Here is a 14,689-nt window from a genome sequence, read left to right on the forward strand (position 1 = left end):
CACCCCCGGTGCCACACGCCCCCCGGCCGGCCAGCCGCCCCTCAGTGCACCCGAACCGGCTGCCCGGCCGCACCCCCGCGTGCGATGTGCAGCAGGACCGGCAGCCGCATCCCGAGCACGGCGTCGAGGTCGCCGACGACGTCCTCGATCCGCGTCGTGAGATCTCGCGGCGCCGAACCCTGCCGGGGCCGGACCCGGATCCGAACGGCACGGGCGCCCCGGACGCGGTAGACGTCCACGGCGAGCGAGTGGACCTCGGGCAGCGCACCGATGGCCGAGGACAGCGCGTGCTGCACCGCGGTGGAGTCGATGGTCACGAGGCCGTCGACGGGGGCGGCGGTGCCCTCGTCCTCGATCACCGTGGCGATCCGACCGCCACCGCGGGTGGCGAGCACCACGAGCGCGAGGACCGCGACGAGCAGGGCCACACCGAGCGCGATGGACCACGCCGTGACCGACGTCGGACGGTCGGCACCGGACCCGAACCCGGCGAGGGCGCCCGGTGCGATGCGGTGCCACGTCCGTGCGGCACCCGGCACGGTGCCGAGCGCGACCACGGCGAGCCCACCGGCCAGGAGCACCAGGCCGACGAGGACGAGCAGCACGCGGCCGAGGGTGCGGTTGCTCGCGGTCATCCGTCGACCCTTCCGGCCGGTTGCACGCGCACCCGCACGCTGATCGCGGGTGTGGGGTCGATCGTGTCGACCTCGGCGCGCACGGCCTCGGTCACGGCGACGACGGGGACGTCGACGCCGGCGGCGGGCCGCAGCACGACCTCGGCGGTTCGGCGCCCGACGGTGCCGACCGCGCCCTCCGGGCCGAGGCGCGTGACGCTGCGGGCGGCGCGCGCGGTGGCGGAGGCCAGCACCTCGTCGTCGACGACGACGGCGAGCCGCTGTGACGGCATCGTGTGCCGCGCGCGCCGCTTCGGCAGCACACCGAGCAGCACGAGGACGAGCCCGAGGAACGCCACGAGCCCGCCCACCACGTCCAGGACCGGGAGGACCGTCCCGGCCGGAGCGGCGACGGCTGCGTCGACGACGGTGCGCGGTTCGAACCCCGCGAGGCGTTCGTGGAGCAGGACGAGGACCGCGGCGAGCGCCACGGCGGCGGCCACGAGGACGACGCAGACCATGGTGACGGAGACGGCGACGGACCGGGAGACGTGCGTCTCGCGCCGCAGGAGCCGACGGTGCACGCGGTCGTGCTCGGCGGGGTCGTCGGCGGACCGGTCACGGGGGTCGCCGAAGCCGGGCGGGGTGGCGAGACCGTGGCGCGATCCGCTGCCGTGGGAGGCGCGGGGACCGTCGGGACCGTCGGGCGAGCCGGCGCGGTCGCCGGTCTCCATGCTCATCGGACCCGCCCCGGGACCTCGACGATCGACGACGTGAACACCACGGACACACGGGACACGTGGCGCCCGGTCACGGTGTGCACCCGTTCGGCGATGACGCCGCGGGCGCGGTGCGTGCGGGCGAGGACCGGCTCGTCGGGCACCCGGTGCGAGCCGAGCTGTGGCAGCGCGAGCGGTCCGCGGACCTCGATCGCCAGGGCACCGCGGCCGTCGTCGGCGACGCGCGCGCGGACCTCGCGGACGGGCACGTGCAGGGCCTCGGCGGCGGCGGCCTGCGCGGTGTGGACGAGGGCGGGCGCGGCGATGCGGTCCCAGCCGGGGACGGGCCTCCCGGCCGACCCGACCGAGGCTGCCGACGCGACCGACCCGACCGACCCGACGGACCGGGCCGACCCGACCGACCCGGCCGACCCGGCCGACCCGGCCGACGCGACCGACCCGGCTGACGCGACCGACCCCGCCGGCCCGTTCGGCTCACTCGTCACGACGAACTCCGGCGTCCACGCAGGACGTCGGCGAGCCGGCGGACGTCGATGTCGCCGCTGACGAGCCGTCCGACCAGGGCGCCGACGGCCATGAACACCGCGACGACGACGAACGCCCAGAACCCGAGCGTCACGGCCACGATCGCGAGGACCGCGCCGGCGCCCATGCCGACCACCGTGGCGTTCACTGGACCCGCGCCTCGGTCGGTTCGCCGTTCAACGCGGGGATGTTGACGTCGTTGATCGCGACGTTGACCTCGGTGACCTCGAGGCCGACGAGCGTGGTCAGGGCGGCGGTGACGGCCGAGCGGACGTCCTGTGCGACCTCCATCATCGGCATCGGGTACTCGACCACGATGGTGAGGTCCACCGCGACCTGGGTCTCGCCGACCTCGACGCGGACGCCCTGCCCGAGGTCGCTCGAGCCGATGGCGTCGCGGATGGCCCCGAACGCGCGGGCGGTGTTGCCGCCGAGGGCGAAGACGCCGGGGACCTCGCGCGCCGCGATCCCGGCCACCTTCGCGACGACCGCGTCGTCGATGACGGTCCGGCCGTGCGTCGTGATCTCGGTGGTCGTGGTGGGGTCCGCGACGACCGCGCTCGAACCGTCGACGCGCGAGGACCCGCCCGCCGTCGTGCGCGCTGTCGTCACCCGCGTCGTGCTCGCGCCGGTCGTGCCCGCGCGGCCGGGGGTCGCCGCTCCGCCCGCGCCGTTCGTGGTGGTTGCCATGTCCGCTCCCGTCGTCGATGTCGTGATGGAGGTCCTGCGACCGTGCGCCGCGGGCGCCGGGTCTGCCGTCCAACCAACACCCTGCCGTGCGGGGCCGACCGCCCCGGTCGGGAGACCCCCAGGGACCGCCGGGCGTCGGGGGCGGCCGGTAGGTTCGTCACCATGCGTGTCGCCTCGTGGAACGTCAACTCGATCCGATCCCGCGCCTCCCGTGTGGTCGACTGGCTCGTGGGTGAGGACGTCGACGTGCTCGGCATGCAGGAGATCAAGTGCAAGCCCGAGCAGTTCCCGGTCGACCTGTTCGAGGCCGCGGGCTACACCGTCGAGGCCCACGGCCTGAACCAGTGGAACGGCGTCGCGTTCGCCAGCCGACTCCCGATGGAGGACGTGACGCGCGACTTCCCGACGCAGCCCGGGTTCCTCAAGGGGCACGAGGGCGACGACGTCCCCGTGGAGGCCCGGGCGATGGGTGTCACGGTCGACGGCGTGCGGCTGTGGAGCCTGTACGTGCCGAACGGCCGCGCGGTCGGCGACCCCCACTACACGTACAAGCTCGACTGGCTCGCGCGGCTGGCAGCCCGCACCGAGGAGTGGATCGCCGCCGCTCCGGACCAGCCGCTCGCGCTCATGGGCGATTGGAACGTCGCCCCCTTCGACGAGGACGTTTGGGACCGCGCGCTGTTCGAGGGCCACACGCACGTGTCCGAGCCGGAGCGGGCCGCGTTCCGCGCGTTCGAGGGCATCGGGCTGACCGACGTCGTCCGCCCGCTCGTGCCCACCGGGTACACCTACTGGGACTACAAGCAGCTGCGGTTCCCGCGGAACGAGGGCATGCGCATCGACTTCGTCATGGGGTCCCCCGCATTCGCCGAGGTCGTCACGGCAGCCGCCATCCACCGCAACGAGCGCAAGGGCGACGCCCCGAGCGACCACGTGCCGGTGAGCGTCGACCTCGACCTCGACACGAGTCTCGACGACGACCGCCCGATGATCTTCTGACGCGGCATCCGCCGGACGGGAGGGCCGGGGCGGCCGGTCCCGCGCCTCCCGGCCGGCGGTGGCGTCAGTGCAGCAGCGCCGCCACGACGACGAGGACGGGCACCGCGCCGATCGTCGACACGAGCACGACGTCCCGCGCGACGGGCACGGCCGCGTCGTACCGCTGCGCGTAGTTGAAGACGTTCTGCGCGGTCGGCAGCCCGGCGAGCACCGTCAGGACGAACAGGTGCTCGTGCGACACGTGGAACACGAAGCGCGCGATGACGTAGGCGAGCACCGGCATCACGAACAGCTTGAGCGCGCTCGCCACGACCACGTCCACCCGGGTGTCCGGGTCACGGAAGGGCGCGTTGCCGTGCAGGCTCATCCCGAACGACAGCAGGACGACGGGTACCGCGGCCGCGCCGACGAGCGAGAACGGCTCCATCACCGGGTCGGGGATCCGCACGCCGGTCAGCGACACGACCAGGCCGAGGAGGGACGCGATGATGAGCGGGTTGCTCACCGGTCCGAGGATCCGCCGCCGCAGGCCCCCGCCCGAGGACGTCGCCGTGTCGAGGATCGTCAGCGCGATCGGCGCGAGCACGACGAGCTGCAGCAGGATGACCGGCACCACGTACGCCGGATGGCCGAGCACGTAGACGGCGACGGGCAGGCCGATGTTGTTCGAGTTGACGTACCCGGCGGCGAGCGCCCCGACCGTGGTCTGGGCGAGGTCGCGGCGCAGCACGAACCGGAACACGGCGGCGGTCCCGAGCGCGACGACGAGCGCGGTCACGAGCGACACCACGAGCATCTCGGACAGCAGCACGTGGATGTCCGCCGTCGCGATCGTGTGGAACAGCAGGCACGGGGTCAGGACGAAGAACACGAGCCGGCTCATGACGAACTGCGCGTGCGGGCCGAGGACCCCGAGCCGTCCGACGAGGTACCCCGTGGCGATCACGACGCCGATGATCGCGAACCCGATCAGCACTCCGCTCACGGGTCCATCCTGGCATCGAGCTCGTCGACGGAGGGACGGCCGTCTGATCCGACATCGGTCGCCGGTCGGAGTCGACGACACCCGTGGGAATACGTTCGCATGGAACACCGTTGGGAGGCACCATGACCGCGACGTCCGACACCACCACGCTGACCCGTTCCACCGACTCCAGCCGCCCGCTCGTGCCGCTGCTCGAGGAGCGCTGGAGCCCCCGCTCGTTCGACGAGACGGCGACGATCGACGACGACACCGTGACCACGCTGCTCGAGGCCGCGCGCTGGGCCCCGTCCGCGTCGAACACCCAGCCCCGCCGGTTCGTGGTGGGCCGCCGCGGCACCCCGACCTTCGACGTGATCATGGAGCACCTCATGGGCTTCAACCAGGCGTGGGCGCACCGTGCGAGCGCCCTCGTCGTCGCGATCGCCGAGACCGCTGACGAGGACGGTCAGCCCCGCCGCTGGGCGGAGTACGACCTGGGTCAGGCGATCGCCGCGCTCGCCGTCCAGGCGCACGCCGAGGGGTTGCACGTGCACCAGCTCGGCGGTATCGACGTCGACGGCCTCCGCACCGCGTTCGCGTTGCCCGAGCGCTTCGTGCCCGTCACGGTGACCGCGATCGGGACGGTCGCCGACCCGTCGCAGCTCGACGAGCAGGCCGCCGCCCGCGAGCTCGCGCCCCGCACGCGCCTGCCCCTCGACGAGCTGGTGCTCGCGCGCGACTGACCCCGGGGCCCCTGTTCCGCCGAGATCGCAGAAGATGCCGCTTCGACCCCTGTCAGAGCGGCATCTTCTGCGATCTCGGCGAGGGGGTGGGCGGGACGCGCCCCGGCAAGGGCGGCCGGCGGGCCCGTCAGGGGCGCGGCGGCCGCACCGCCCCGAGCGCCGCGGCCACCAGGGCCTCGACCGGCTCCGCCGCGTCGAGCACCGTGCGCTCCGCCGCCCATCCGTCGAGGGCGTCCGCACGCCGAGCCAGGGTGTCCCACCCCGGCTCCGGGAGGCGCGTGAAGCGCTGACCCCGGCCCTCCAGACGGGCGCGGTGCCGGTCCGGGTCCGCGAGCCGGAGCTCGAACCAGTGCGTCTCGGCGCCCGACCGTTCGGCGAGCCCGATCCACTGCTCGCGAGCGCGCGGGTCGTCGTTCACAGCGTCGACGACGACCGATCGTCCCACGGCGAGCTGCGCCTCCGCGACGCGTTCCACCACACCGTAGGCGGCGACACCCGTGGTGGACCCGGCAGGCAGCCCGGCCGCGAGCAGTGCGTCCTCGACGAGGTCGACGGCGAGCACGACCGCGTCGACCCGGGCCGCGAGCGCCGCCGCGAACGTCGACTTGCCGACACCGGGCAGCCCCGCCAGGACGATGAGCACGCGCTCACCCTACCGACCCTCAGGAGACCCCTGGCCAGCGCGGCCGGCCTCGTCCCCGCGGACCCTCCTGCCGCCCCGGCGCCTCTGCCAGGATGGTCGCCATGCCCGTACCCCGTCTCGTCGCCTTCGACCTCGACGACACCCTCGCCCCGTCGAAGTCCCCGCTCGACCCCCGCATGCTCGACACCTTCGCCCGCCTGCTCGACGCCGTGCCCGTCGCCGTCATCTCCGGCGGCCAGTTCGCCCAGTTCGACCAGCAGCTCGTCGCCCCGCTCCGGGCCCGCGACGGCCTCCGCCTCGACGACCTGCACCTCATGCCGACCTGCGGTACCCGCTACTACCGCTGGCTCGACGCCGACTGGCACCTGGAGTACGCCGAGGACCTGACCGAGGACGAGCGCACCCGAGCGATCGCCGTCGTCGAGGACCAGGCGAAGCAGGCCGGCCTGTGGGAGACCGAGACCTGGGGGCCGATCATCGAGGACCGCGGCTCGCAGATCACGTTCTCGGCGCTGGGACAGGCCGCTCCGGTCGACGCGAAGAAGGCGTGGGACCCCGACGGCAGCAAGAAGGACCACCTCAAGCGGCTCGTGCAGGCGCAGCTCCCCGACCTCGAGGTCCGCTCGGGCGGCTCCACGTCGATCGACATCACCCGCAAGGGCATCGACAAGGCGTACGGGATGACGAAACTCGCGCAGATCACGGGCATCGCGCTCGACGACATGCTGTTCGTCGGCGACCGCCTCGACCCGGAGGGCAACGACTACCCCGTCAAGGCGCTCGGCGTCCCCTGCCACGCGGTCACGGGCTGGCCGGACACCGCCGACTATCTCGACGAGCTCATCCCCCGCTTCCGCGCGCCCGTCGTCTGACGCCGGCCCGCGCATGCGCTGGCCGGGAGGCCCGGCCCGGCCCCGGCCCTCCTGCCCGGCCGCGCAGGTGCGCGCGTGGACGACGAGTGCGCCTGCAGACGACGGCGCAGTTGTCGTCGGCGCGCGCCCGCTCGTCGTCGGCGCGCGCCCGCGACACCGCGGCCCGCCCCTCCGCGCGGCGGGTCAGGCGATGCTGCGGACGGCCTCGACGAACGCCCGGATGCGCGCCGGGTCCTTGACGCCGCGCGAGGACTCGACCCCGCTCGACACGTCCACGCCGTCCGGGTCCAACAGCTGCACGGCGGCGCGGACGTTCGCCGGCGTGAGTCCACCCGCGAGGATCCAGGCCTCGTCGACGCGTCCGGCGATCGTGCTCGGGTCGACGAGCTTGCCGGCCCCGGGTTCCGCTGCGTCGAGCAGGAGCAGGTCGTGGTCGTACGCGGCGCGCTGCTCGGGCGTCTCGCGGAGGTAGTCCTGGGCAGCCACCGCCCGGATCGTGAAGAACCCGGCGTCGCGTGCGCGCGCGAAGTCCGAGGGGGTCTCGTCGCCGTGGAGCTGGAGCGTCGTGAGCCCCACCGCCGAGGCGACCCCGACGATCTCGTCGATCTCCTGGTCGCGGAACACCCCGACGGCGTCGATGCCCTCCGGCACCCGCTCGACGAGTTCCTTCGCCTGGTCGGCCGTGACCGTGCGGGGGCTCCCCGCCGCGAACACGAAGCCGAGCGCATCGGCTCCGGCGTCGATCGCGGCGTCCACCGTCTCGGGGGTCGACAGTCCGCAGATCTTGATCCAGAGGGCGTCGGTGGTCATGCTCCGATCCTGCCCGACCGCACCTGCGCTGTCACGGCCGCGGGTCCGTCGGCGTCGCCCCGGGCGTTTCCCGTGACCCTCGGTGCTCGACCCGTGCCGACCTCACAGCGCGAGGGTGCACGACGCGTCGTGCACCCGCGGCGTCGTCTAGTGCGCGGCGGCGCCGAGCAGGTACGACCCGAAACAGGCCGCGACGACGCCGATGCCGGCCAGGCTGCCGACGATCGTGTTCCGGCGGCGCCACCGCCGCACCGCGTCGAACGTGCCCCGGCGGGTGTGCCGGTGTGCGGCGCGGTGCAGCCGGTGCTCGGCACGGTGCGACGAACGGGAGGACCGGGTCCGGCCGAGCGGGACCGGTCCCGTGACGCGGGACGCGCCTCCACGCAGGACGCGGGCGACGGTGACGGCGCTCGGTCGCTCCTCGGGGTCACGCGACGTCATCGCCACGAGGAGGTCACGCCACTCGCTGCCGACCGTCTCGGGGATCTCGGGGTCGTGCTGCAACCGGGCGAGGGCGGCCTCGATGACCGTGCCCGAGTACTCCTGCTTGCCGGTGAGGGCCTCGAGGAGCACCAGGCCGAGGGAGTACACGTCGGTCGCGAAGGTGATGGACTCGCCCGCGACCTGCTCGGGGCTGAGGTACGCAGCGGTACCGATGATCGTGCCGTCGCCGGTCAGGCGGGAGCCGTCGACGAAGTGGGCGACGCCGAAGTCGGTGAGCTTGACGGTGCGGGCGAACCCGGCGGACCCCTCGTCGTTGATGAGGATGTTCGCCGGCTTGACGTCCCGGTGCACGATGCCGCGGGCGTGCACGTACGCCAGGGCGTCGGCGAGCTGCGCCCCGAGCGAGGCGACCTCGTAGTTGTGCAGGGGTCCGTCGGCGAGGCGGCGCAGGAGCGTCGGGTCGGAGATGAGCTCCATGACGATGAACCGGTGGGGCCCGTCGACGAGTTCGTGGGTCCCGGCGTCGTACAGCGGGATGAGTCCGGGGTGGCTCAACATGCTCAGCAGCCGGATCTCGCGCTCCTGGCGGACCCGGTCCGCGTGCGTCATCGACTGGGGCGTCGCGAACAGCTTGATGGCGACGTCGCGGTAGGTGTGCTCGTCACGGGCGCGGTACACGGTCCCCATGCCGCCGGTGCCGATCACCTCCGTCAGCCGGTATCGCCCGGCGAGGACGGTGTCGGCCGTCACCGTGCTGGAGACCAGACTCATTCGGGTTCGTCGATCCTCTCGGGGCGCCGGGAGTGCGCAGCGCGCCGCTGGGTGGGCGACGCACCATCCACGCTACGCGTGCACCTTCGGCGCGCATGCCGTGTTATCCACTTGTGACCGGTGGATGTACCGCGAGCGCTGCACTTCCTCGCAGGTCGCCGGGTATGGTCCAGCGCATGGCGATCCACGAGGGCGACGAGGTGCACTGGAACACCTCGCAGGGCGAGACGACCGGCACCGCGCGCGAGAAGAAGACGAAGGACTTCACGTTCGACGGGCAGGACTTCAAGCCCACCGACGACGACCCGTACTGGATCGTCGAGTCGGCCAAGTCCGGCAAGAAGGCCGCGCACAAGGAGTCGGCGCTCCGGTCCTGAGGGCAGTTCCCCGGCCGTACCGGTGATCCCGGCGGCACCTGCGCGTGTCGACGACAACTGCGCGTGCTGGCGCGAGCGCAGTTGTCGTCCGCGCGCGTACGACCCGCGCTCGACGCGCGCGCACGACCCGCGCTCGACGAGCGTGCACGACGAGCCGCGCAGTCGGGCTCGAGGGGCTCAGCCCCGCTGCCGGCGCTCCCGCCCCCGACGCCGGACGCGCCGCACGACGAACACGGCGACGACGGCCACGAGCGCGGCGTACACACCGCGGTCGATCCACGCGGACCAGCCCTCGAGCAGCTCCCACCGCGAGCCGAGCGCCGCGCCCGCGAGGACGAGCGCCGTGTTCCACACAACGCTGCCGAGCACGGTGTACACCGAGAACGTCACGAGGTGCATCCGCCCGGCGCCGGCCGGCAGCGAGACGAGGCTCCGCACGCCCGGGACGAGCCGCCCGAGGAACACCGCCGCCGCTCCGTGCCGGTCGAACCAGTGCGCGGCGCGACGCAGGTCGTCCTCGTCGACGAGCGGCAACCGCGCGGCCCACCCGATCGAGCGCTCGAGTCCGACCCGGGCCCCGAGCGCGTAGAGGGCGAGCGCCCCGAGCCACGAGCCGATGGTCGCCGCGACGAGGACGAGCGCCAGGTCCATCGCTCCCGCGCCGGCGAGGAACCCGGCGAGGGGCAGGATGACCTCGCTCGGGATCGGCGGGAACACGGTCTCCGCGAACAGCAGGAGTCCGACGCCCCACTCGCCCAGGCGGTCGACCACCTCGAGCACGAACCCCGTGAGGCCGCCGACCCCGCTCGGACCGTCGGTGCGGGCGGTGGCGGTCATCGTCATGCCCGCACGGTACCGACGGCGCCTGGACACGCGGTGCCGGGTGGCCGGACACCCCCTCGGAGTGGGAACGGGAGGCGGCGCCCAGTCGGACGCCCGCCTCCCGCCGATGCCACCCCGGCATCTCCACCCCGGCGCCACCCCTGACGCCGGAGACCCCCGGACACTACCGCGTCCGGCCGTGTGCGACCAGTCCCGCCGGTGGCACCCTGCGTCGGTCTCAGGCGCCGACGGGAGGACGCTCGAACGGCACCTCGCCGTGGTCGCTCACGCCTGCACGCTGGCGGTAGGACAGGTGCCCCCCGAGGTAGCCGCCGCCGGACACGACCACGAGTCCGAGCATGCCGAGGACCTTGCCGCGCAGGTGGTTCCCGCGCTTCCGCTGCCACCACGACAGCCCGTAGAGCGTCATCGCGGTGCCGTTCACCACGGCGTGCACGTACCCCGTGCGCTGCTGCTCGCGGTCGAGCTCCGACCAGTCGGTGAGCCCGGCCGTGGTCGCGACGCCGGCCGACACCACGCCGACGCCGACGAGCGTTCGGGACGACCGGTGCGTCCCCGGCAGCAGGTCGAGCAGGGCCGAGGACAGCCACGCGCCGAGGGGTACCTGGACCATGAGCGGGTGCAGCGGGTGCCCGAACGGCACGCCGTGCAGCAGCTGCTTCAGGGCGTCGGGCTGGACGAGGGCCTTGACGGCCTTCACGTCGACGTCGATGAGCTTGTCGAGCACGCTCGCGTGCTCGATCGCGCTGGTCAGACTCTGCAGTGCACGGATCTCCCGCATGACGCTCCCTCGGATCGGCTGTCCCAGACCGTAGTCGGCGGACGGGAGGCCCGCTCGGGTCGGTCCCGGACCTCCCGGCCGGTACGCAGGAACCCGGGGACGGGAGGCGCGGCGACCGTCCGGTGCCGCGCCTCCCGTCCGTCCCGGGTCATGCGGCCGCGAGCGCCGACGTCGGCGGGATCCGTGCCGCCCGCGCGGCTGGGTAGATGCCCGAGACGCCGCCGATGAGGACGGTCGCCCCGACCCCGCCGAGGACCGCCCACGCCGGGATCGCGACCGGCCACCCCTGGGCGAGCGCGAACCCGACCGTCACGGCGACCCCGATCGTGACGCCGGCCACGCCGCCGAGGAGCGACAGGAGCAGCGACTCGACGAGGAACTGGTCGCGGATGTCCCGTCGGCGTGCCCCGAGCGACCGGCGGACCCCGACCTCGGCTCGGCGCTCGAGCACCGTGATGACCATGGTGTTCGCCACGCCGATGCCGCCGACGAGCAGCGCGACACCGCCGATACCGACGAGCAGGCCGGTGAACGAGTCCTGCGACGCGTTCTTCGCGGCGAGCGCGTCGGAGGGCCGGGTCACGGCGACGTCCTTCGGGTGGAGGGGACTGATCGACCGGGGCAACCGTTCGCGGGCCTCGGCGACCGCGTCCGGGTCCACCCGCGTGAGGATCTGCGTCGGATGCCCGTCGAACCCCATCCCTGCGGCCGTGGAGCGCGGGATGAACACCTGCGTGTCGAGCTGCGGCGCGAGGGCGAGTGGCTCGAGGATCCCGACGACCGCCAGCCGATGTCCGTCCGTCCAGATCGCGGTGTCGTCCGTGACCCGGTCGATCCCCAGGCGCTTCGCCGCTTCCGCGCCCAGGACCGCCTGCTCCGGCGCGGATGCGTCGTCCGCGCCGACGAGCCAGTGCCCCGCGGCGAACCGACCGGCGAGCACGCGTGGGACGTCGCCGAACGCGGCCACGAGGCCGATGCCCTTCGACTCGAGCGCGGGGACCCGGGCGCTCCGGTAGACGCGTCCGTCCTCGACCCGCCCGACACCGGCGGCGTCGAGGACGTCGGACTGTCGGACGGCCGTCGACACCCCGTCGACGGGGAGCGGTTCCGGCTCGCCGAAGCCGGTGGCCTGCTGTGCCGCGAGCACGTTCGTCCCGAGCGCGTCGAGCAGGGCGTCGAGCTTCGCCTTGCTCGAGCTCGAGATGCCGACCACCGCGACCATCGCGGCGATGCCGATCGCGATGCCGAGCGCCGAGAGGACGACCCGGGTGGGACGGGTCCGCAGCCCGAACAGTCCGAGCCGCACCAGGTCGCCGGCGTGGACGTGGCCGGTCGCGGTCATGCCCGCGCCTCCGTCCCCGTGCCCGCTGCCCGGATCGCGTCGGCGAGCGTCGTGGCGTCGACGCGCCCACCGCGTCCGTCGTGCCCGTCGCCTCCGCCGTGGGTCTCGTCCGCGATCCGGCCGTCGCGCATGCGCACCTGCCGGGGCAACGAGGCCGCGAGCTCGAGGTCGTGGGTGATCACGAGCACCGTGGTGCCCCCCGCGTTGAGTTCACGGAGCAGGTCGAGCACCGCTGCGCCCGACGCGGTGTCGAGCGCGCCCGTCGGCTCGTCGGCGAGGAGCACGGTGGGGTCGCCCACGATGGCCCGGGCGATCGCGACGCGCTGCTTCTCGCCGCCGGAGAGTTCGTGCGGACGGTGGTCGAGCCGGTGTCCGAGCCCGACCCTGCGGAGCGCGTCCGCGGCCCGTTCGGTGCGCTCGCGGCGGCCGGTGCCCGTGTAGAGCAGGCCGTCGGCGACGTTCTCGACGGCGGTGGCGCCCTGCGCCAGGTGGAAGTGCTGGAACACGAACCCGATGTGGTCCGCGCGGAGCCGCGACACCGCGTCGTCGGACATCGTGCCGACGTCGTGCCCGGCGATGACGACCCGGCCCTCGGTCGGCAGGTCGAGGGTTCCGATGATGTTGAGCATCGTCGACTTGCCGGAGCCACTCGGCCCGACGACCGCGACGAGTTCGCCCGCCGACACCCGCAGGTCGATCCCGCGCAGGGCCTCGACCTCGCCGTACCGCTTCGTGACGCCCTCGAGGACCAGGACGCGGCCCTCCGGGTCGTCCGGCGCCGTCGTCCGCCGGGGGACGGTCGCGACCGCGGTCATGACGGCACCACCACCCGGTCGCCCTCGTGGACCCCGCCGCTGACCTCGACGCGCCCGTCGGCCGCGAACCCGACCTCGACCGGTACCCGCTCGGTCTCGCCCGACGCCCGGACGCGATCCACGGCGTACCCGTCGCCGCGCGCGGCCAGCAGTGCCCCGACCGGGACCGAGAGCACCCCCTTCCGCGTCTCGCCCTCCACCTGGACGTCCACGCCAGCCGCCTCGGCCACGCCCGACGGGACCGCGGCACGGAGGTCGATCTCGACGACCAGGCCGCCGTCGTCCGACGACGGGTCCGCGCCCACCGAGCGCACCGTGCCGTCGACGTGCTCGGTCGATCCGGAGAAGCCGACCGAGACGGTGGACCCGACCGGGAACGAGCCGGCCGCGAGTTCGTCGATCGGGACCGTCACCGTGCGGGTGGTGCTCGTGTACCCGTAGAGCGGTCCACTCGCCGGGGAACCGACCGTGGCCTTCGGCTCGGCGACGCGCACGTCCCCGTCCACGAAGGCGATGTCGTCCGCCGTGAGCCGTCCGGTCACCGCGAACCCGCGGTCCCGCTGCCACTGACGCACCGCCGCGGCCGTCCGAGTGCCGAAGCGGTCGTCCTGCGCGACGTCGTACCCGAGGGCAGCGAGGTTCCGGTTGAGCTGCGCCACGTCGGTGCCGCGCAGGCCCCGTTCGAGCGGACGCCACAGTGGGACCGCGCCGTGCATCGCCCGGACCGGCCGTTCGTCGCGCCAGTACAGCGCCTCGTCCCGGTGCACGACCTGTCCGTAGTCGGGCAGGCCGGTCAGGGTGCCGCTCCCGGACCCGAGCAGGTCCTTCGGCGTCCCGTGGCCGAGCGTGCCCGCGAACGTGCGGCGTTCCGTGAGGTCGCCCCGGACGACGGGTGCCGTGGGGCGTCCGTCCGCGGTGCGCTTCGGGGCTCCGCCCCCGGAGGACGGGGTCGCGCTCGCGGACGCGGCCTTGCCGGGCGCGGCGACCGCGCGATCGTCCTCGGGCACGACGGTCGTCACCGCGACCGTGGCGCTCGCGACCACCACCACGACCGCGGCGCCGACGGTGACCGCCGTCCCGCGGCGCACCCGCGTGGGCCGCGTGGGTCGTCGCGCCGGCCGTACGCGGCGGCTCACTTCGCGATCTCCGCGCCGTGGACCTGCTTCCAGCACGTCTCCTCGGCCGCGAGGAACGCGCTCGAGGGCGGGTCACCGGGGTCGTAGTCCACCTGGCCGTGCACGGGGTCGGGGTAATCGGTGATCCCGTGCTCGCGCATGCACCGGGACACCTCGGGATCGGCGTCCACCGCCTCCGCGGGCTCGGCACCACCGGCGCGTTCCTCCGCGCACGACACGAGTGCACGCTGGTAGGCGTCGGGGTCGACGCCTTCCGGTACCGCTGCACGTTCGCCCCCCTGCGTCGGGTCGCTGTCCTCCATCGGGATCCCCCGGTCCCGCATGCACGCCGAGAACGCGTTCGCGTCCGTGCTCGGTGCCGACGAGCGGGTGCGGCCCGCCTCGTCCCGCCCGCTCCCAGCCGCGCAGCCGGTCGCGCCGGTCACGCTGAGCAGGGCGAGGACGACGGCGAGCGTCACCCGGACCCCGTGGGTCGGTACCGACCCGCCGAGTCCGGAGCGCCGTCCGTCATCGCGGAGCGACCTCGTGGTCGTGGTCATGGTCATGGTGGTCCTCCTGTGCGTCGTGGTCGCCGCCTCCC

Annotated in this window: 19 protein-coding genes; 4 read left to right on the forward strand and 15 right to left on the reverse strand. The window is 73.9% G+C overall.

Annotated elements, in window-relative coordinates:
- Positions 1-41: 41 nt before the first annotated feature.
- From DEI81_RS06085 to DEI81_RS06110, 5 genes are read right to left on the reverse strand one after another with little or no spacing between them, the layout of a single operon-like run.
- A complete protein-coding gene (locus DEI81_RS06085) occupies positions 42-635 on the reverse strand; it encodes a hypothetical protein (protein WP_111009646.1) in 594 nt (197 codons plus the stop codon).
- Positions 632-1,354: a hypothetical protein gene (locus DEI81_RS16170; RefSeq protein ID WP_181435335.1), complete on the reverse strand. Its 723-nt coding sequence runs from the start codon at positions 1,352-1,354 to the stop codon at positions 632-634. The genes DEI81_RS06085 and DEI81_RS16170 overlap by 4 nt, the downstream gene beginning before the upstream one ends.
- Positions 1,351-1,839, reverse strand: a complete 489-nt coding sequence (locus DEI81_RS16175; RefSeq protein WP_181435336.1) for a hypothetical protein — start codon at positions 1,837-1,839, stop codon at positions 1,351-1,353. Before DEI81_RS16175 ends, DEI81_RS16170 begins: the two co-directional genes overlap by 4 nt.
- Positions 1,836-2,027, reverse strand: coding sequence for a DUF2273 domain-containing protein (locus tag DEI81_RS06105; protein ID WP_111009649.1), 192 nt, complete (start codon positions 2,025-2,027; stop codon positions 1,836-1,838). The genes DEI81_RS16175 and DEI81_RS06105 overlap by 4 nt, the downstream gene beginning before the upstream one ends.
- The gene (locus DEI81_RS06110; protein WP_111009650.1) at positions 2,024-2,569 is read right to left on the reverse strand and encodes an Asp23/Gls24 family envelope stress response protein; all 546 of its coding nucleotides are present in this window, start codon (positions 2,567-2,569) and stop codon (positions 2,024-2,026) included. Before DEI81_RS06110 ends, DEI81_RS06105 begins: the two co-directional genes overlap by 4 nt.
- A gap of 162 nt (positions 2,570-2,731) precedes the next feature.
- On the opposite strand from DEI81_RS06110, the gene DEI81_RS06115 reads away from it, so the two are divergent.
- Positions 2,732-3,568, forward strand: coding sequence for an exodeoxyribonuclease III (locus DEI81_RS06115; RefSeq protein ID WP_111009651.1), 837 nt, complete (start codon positions 2,732-2,734; stop codon positions 3,566-3,568).
- A gap of 64 nt (positions 3,569-3,632) precedes the next feature.
- Here DEI81_RS06115 and DEI81_RS06120 read toward each other — a convergent pair whose 3' ends face one another.
- Positions 3,633-4,553, reverse strand: a complete 921-nt coding sequence (locus tag DEI81_RS06120) for an AEC family transporter (protein ID WP_111009652.1) — start codon at positions 4,551-4,553, stop codon at positions 3,633-3,635.
- A gap of 122 nt (positions 4,554-4,675) precedes the next feature.
- On the opposite strand from DEI81_RS06120, the gene DEI81_RS06125 reads away from it, so the two are divergent.
- Complete coding sequence (locus tag DEI81_RS06125; protein ID WP_111009653.1) at positions 4,676-5,275, forward strand: nitroreductase family protein; 600 nt, start codon at positions 4,676-4,678, stop codon at positions 5,273-5,275.
- A gap of 127 nt (positions 5,276-5,402) precedes the next feature.
- On the opposite strand, the gene DEI81_RS06130 is transcribed toward DEI81_RS06125, so the two are convergent.
- On the reverse strand, positions 5,403-5,918 hold the full coding sequence (locus DEI81_RS06130; protein ID WP_111009654.1) for an AAA family ATPase: 516 nt from the start codon (positions 5,916-5,918) through the stop codon (positions 5,403-5,405).
- Positions 5,919-6,019: 101 nt separating this feature from the next.
- Here DEI81_RS06130 and DEI81_RS06135 point away from each other — a divergent pair, with 101 nt between their 5' ends.
- Complete coding sequence (locus DEI81_RS06135) at positions 6,020-6,790, forward strand: HAD-IIB family hydrolase (RefSeq protein WP_111009655.1); 771 nt, start codon at positions 6,020-6,022, stop codon at positions 6,788-6,790.
- Between the two features lie 183 nt (positions 6,791-6,973).
- Here the strand turns inward: DEI81_RS06135 and DEI81_RS06140 are convergent, their stop codons facing one another.
- Both DEI81_RS06140 and DEI81_RS06145 read right to left on the reverse strand, forming a co-directional pair.
- Positions 6,974-7,600: a phosphoribosylanthranilate isomerase gene (locus DEI81_RS06140; protein ID WP_111009656.1), complete on the reverse strand. Its 627-nt coding sequence runs from the start codon at positions 7,598-7,600 to the stop codon at positions 6,974-6,976.
- A gap of 147 nt (positions 7,601-7,747) precedes the next feature.
- Positions 7,748-8,815 carry a serine/threonine-protein kinase gene (locus tag DEI81_RS06145; RefSeq protein WP_111009657.1) on the reverse strand — a complete coding sequence of 356 codons (1,068 nt, stop codon included), beginning with the start codon at positions 8,813-8,815 and terminating at the stop codon, positions 7,748-7,750.
- A 176-nt stretch (positions 8,816-8,991) separates the two neighbouring features.
- Between DEI81_RS06145 and DEI81_RS06150 the strand changes: the two genes are divergently transcribed.
- Positions 8,992-9,192, forward strand: a complete 201-nt coding sequence (locus DEI81_RS06150; RefSeq protein WP_111009884.1) for a DUF2945 domain-containing protein — start codon at positions 8,992-8,994, stop codon at positions 9,190-9,192.
- 177 nt (positions 9,193-9,369) lie between these two features.
- Here DEI81_RS06150 and DEI81_RS06155 read toward each other — a convergent pair whose 3' ends face one another.
- The 6 genes from DEI81_RS06155 to DEI81_RS06180 form a co-directional block, all read right to left on the reverse strand.
- Positions 9,370-10,035 carry a DedA family protein gene (locus DEI81_RS06155; RefSeq protein WP_111009658.1) on the reverse strand — a complete coding sequence of 222 codons (666 nt, stop codon included), beginning with the start codon at positions 10,033-10,035 and terminating at the stop codon, positions 9,370-9,372.
- Positions 10,036-10,252: 217 nt separating this feature from the next.
- Entirely contained in the window at positions 10,253-10,816 is a 564-nt protein-coding gene (locus DEI81_RS06160) for a DUF2231 domain-containing protein (protein ID WP_111009659.1), read from the reverse strand.
- 148 nt (positions 10,817-10,964) lie between these two features.
- Positions 10,965-12,158 carry an ABC transporter permease gene (locus DEI81_RS06165; RefSeq protein ID WP_111009660.1) on the reverse strand — a complete coding sequence of 398 codons (1,194 nt, stop codon included), beginning with the start codon at positions 12,156-12,158 and terminating at the stop codon, positions 10,965-10,967.
- Positions 12,155-12,973, reverse strand: a complete 819-nt coding sequence (locus tag DEI81_RS06170; protein WP_111009661.1) for an ABC transporter ATP-binding protein — start codon at positions 12,971-12,973, stop codon at positions 12,155-12,157. Before DEI81_RS06170 ends, DEI81_RS06165 begins: the two co-directional genes overlap by 4 nt.
- Positions 12,970-14,061: a peptidoglycan-binding protein gene (locus DEI81_RS06175; RefSeq protein ID WP_111009662.1), complete on the reverse strand. Its 1,092-nt coding sequence runs from the start codon at positions 14,059-14,061 to the stop codon at positions 12,970-12,972. The genes DEI81_RS06170 and DEI81_RS06175 overlap by 4 nt, the downstream gene beginning before the upstream one ends.
- A 44-nt stretch (positions 14,062-14,105) precedes the next feature.
- Positions 14,106-14,654, reverse strand: a complete 549-nt coding sequence (locus tag DEI81_RS06180; protein ID WP_146244028.1) for a hypothetical protein — start codon at positions 14,652-14,654, stop codon at positions 14,106-14,108.
- Between the last annotated feature and the right edge of the window lie 35 nt (positions 14,655-14,689).

Origin of the sequence: Curtobacterium sp. MCBD17_013 (assembly GCF_003234565.1) — a bacterium.
In the GTDB taxonomy this organism is placed as follows: Bacteria; Actinomycetota; Actinomycetes; order Actinomycetales; family Microbacteriaceae; genus Curtobacterium.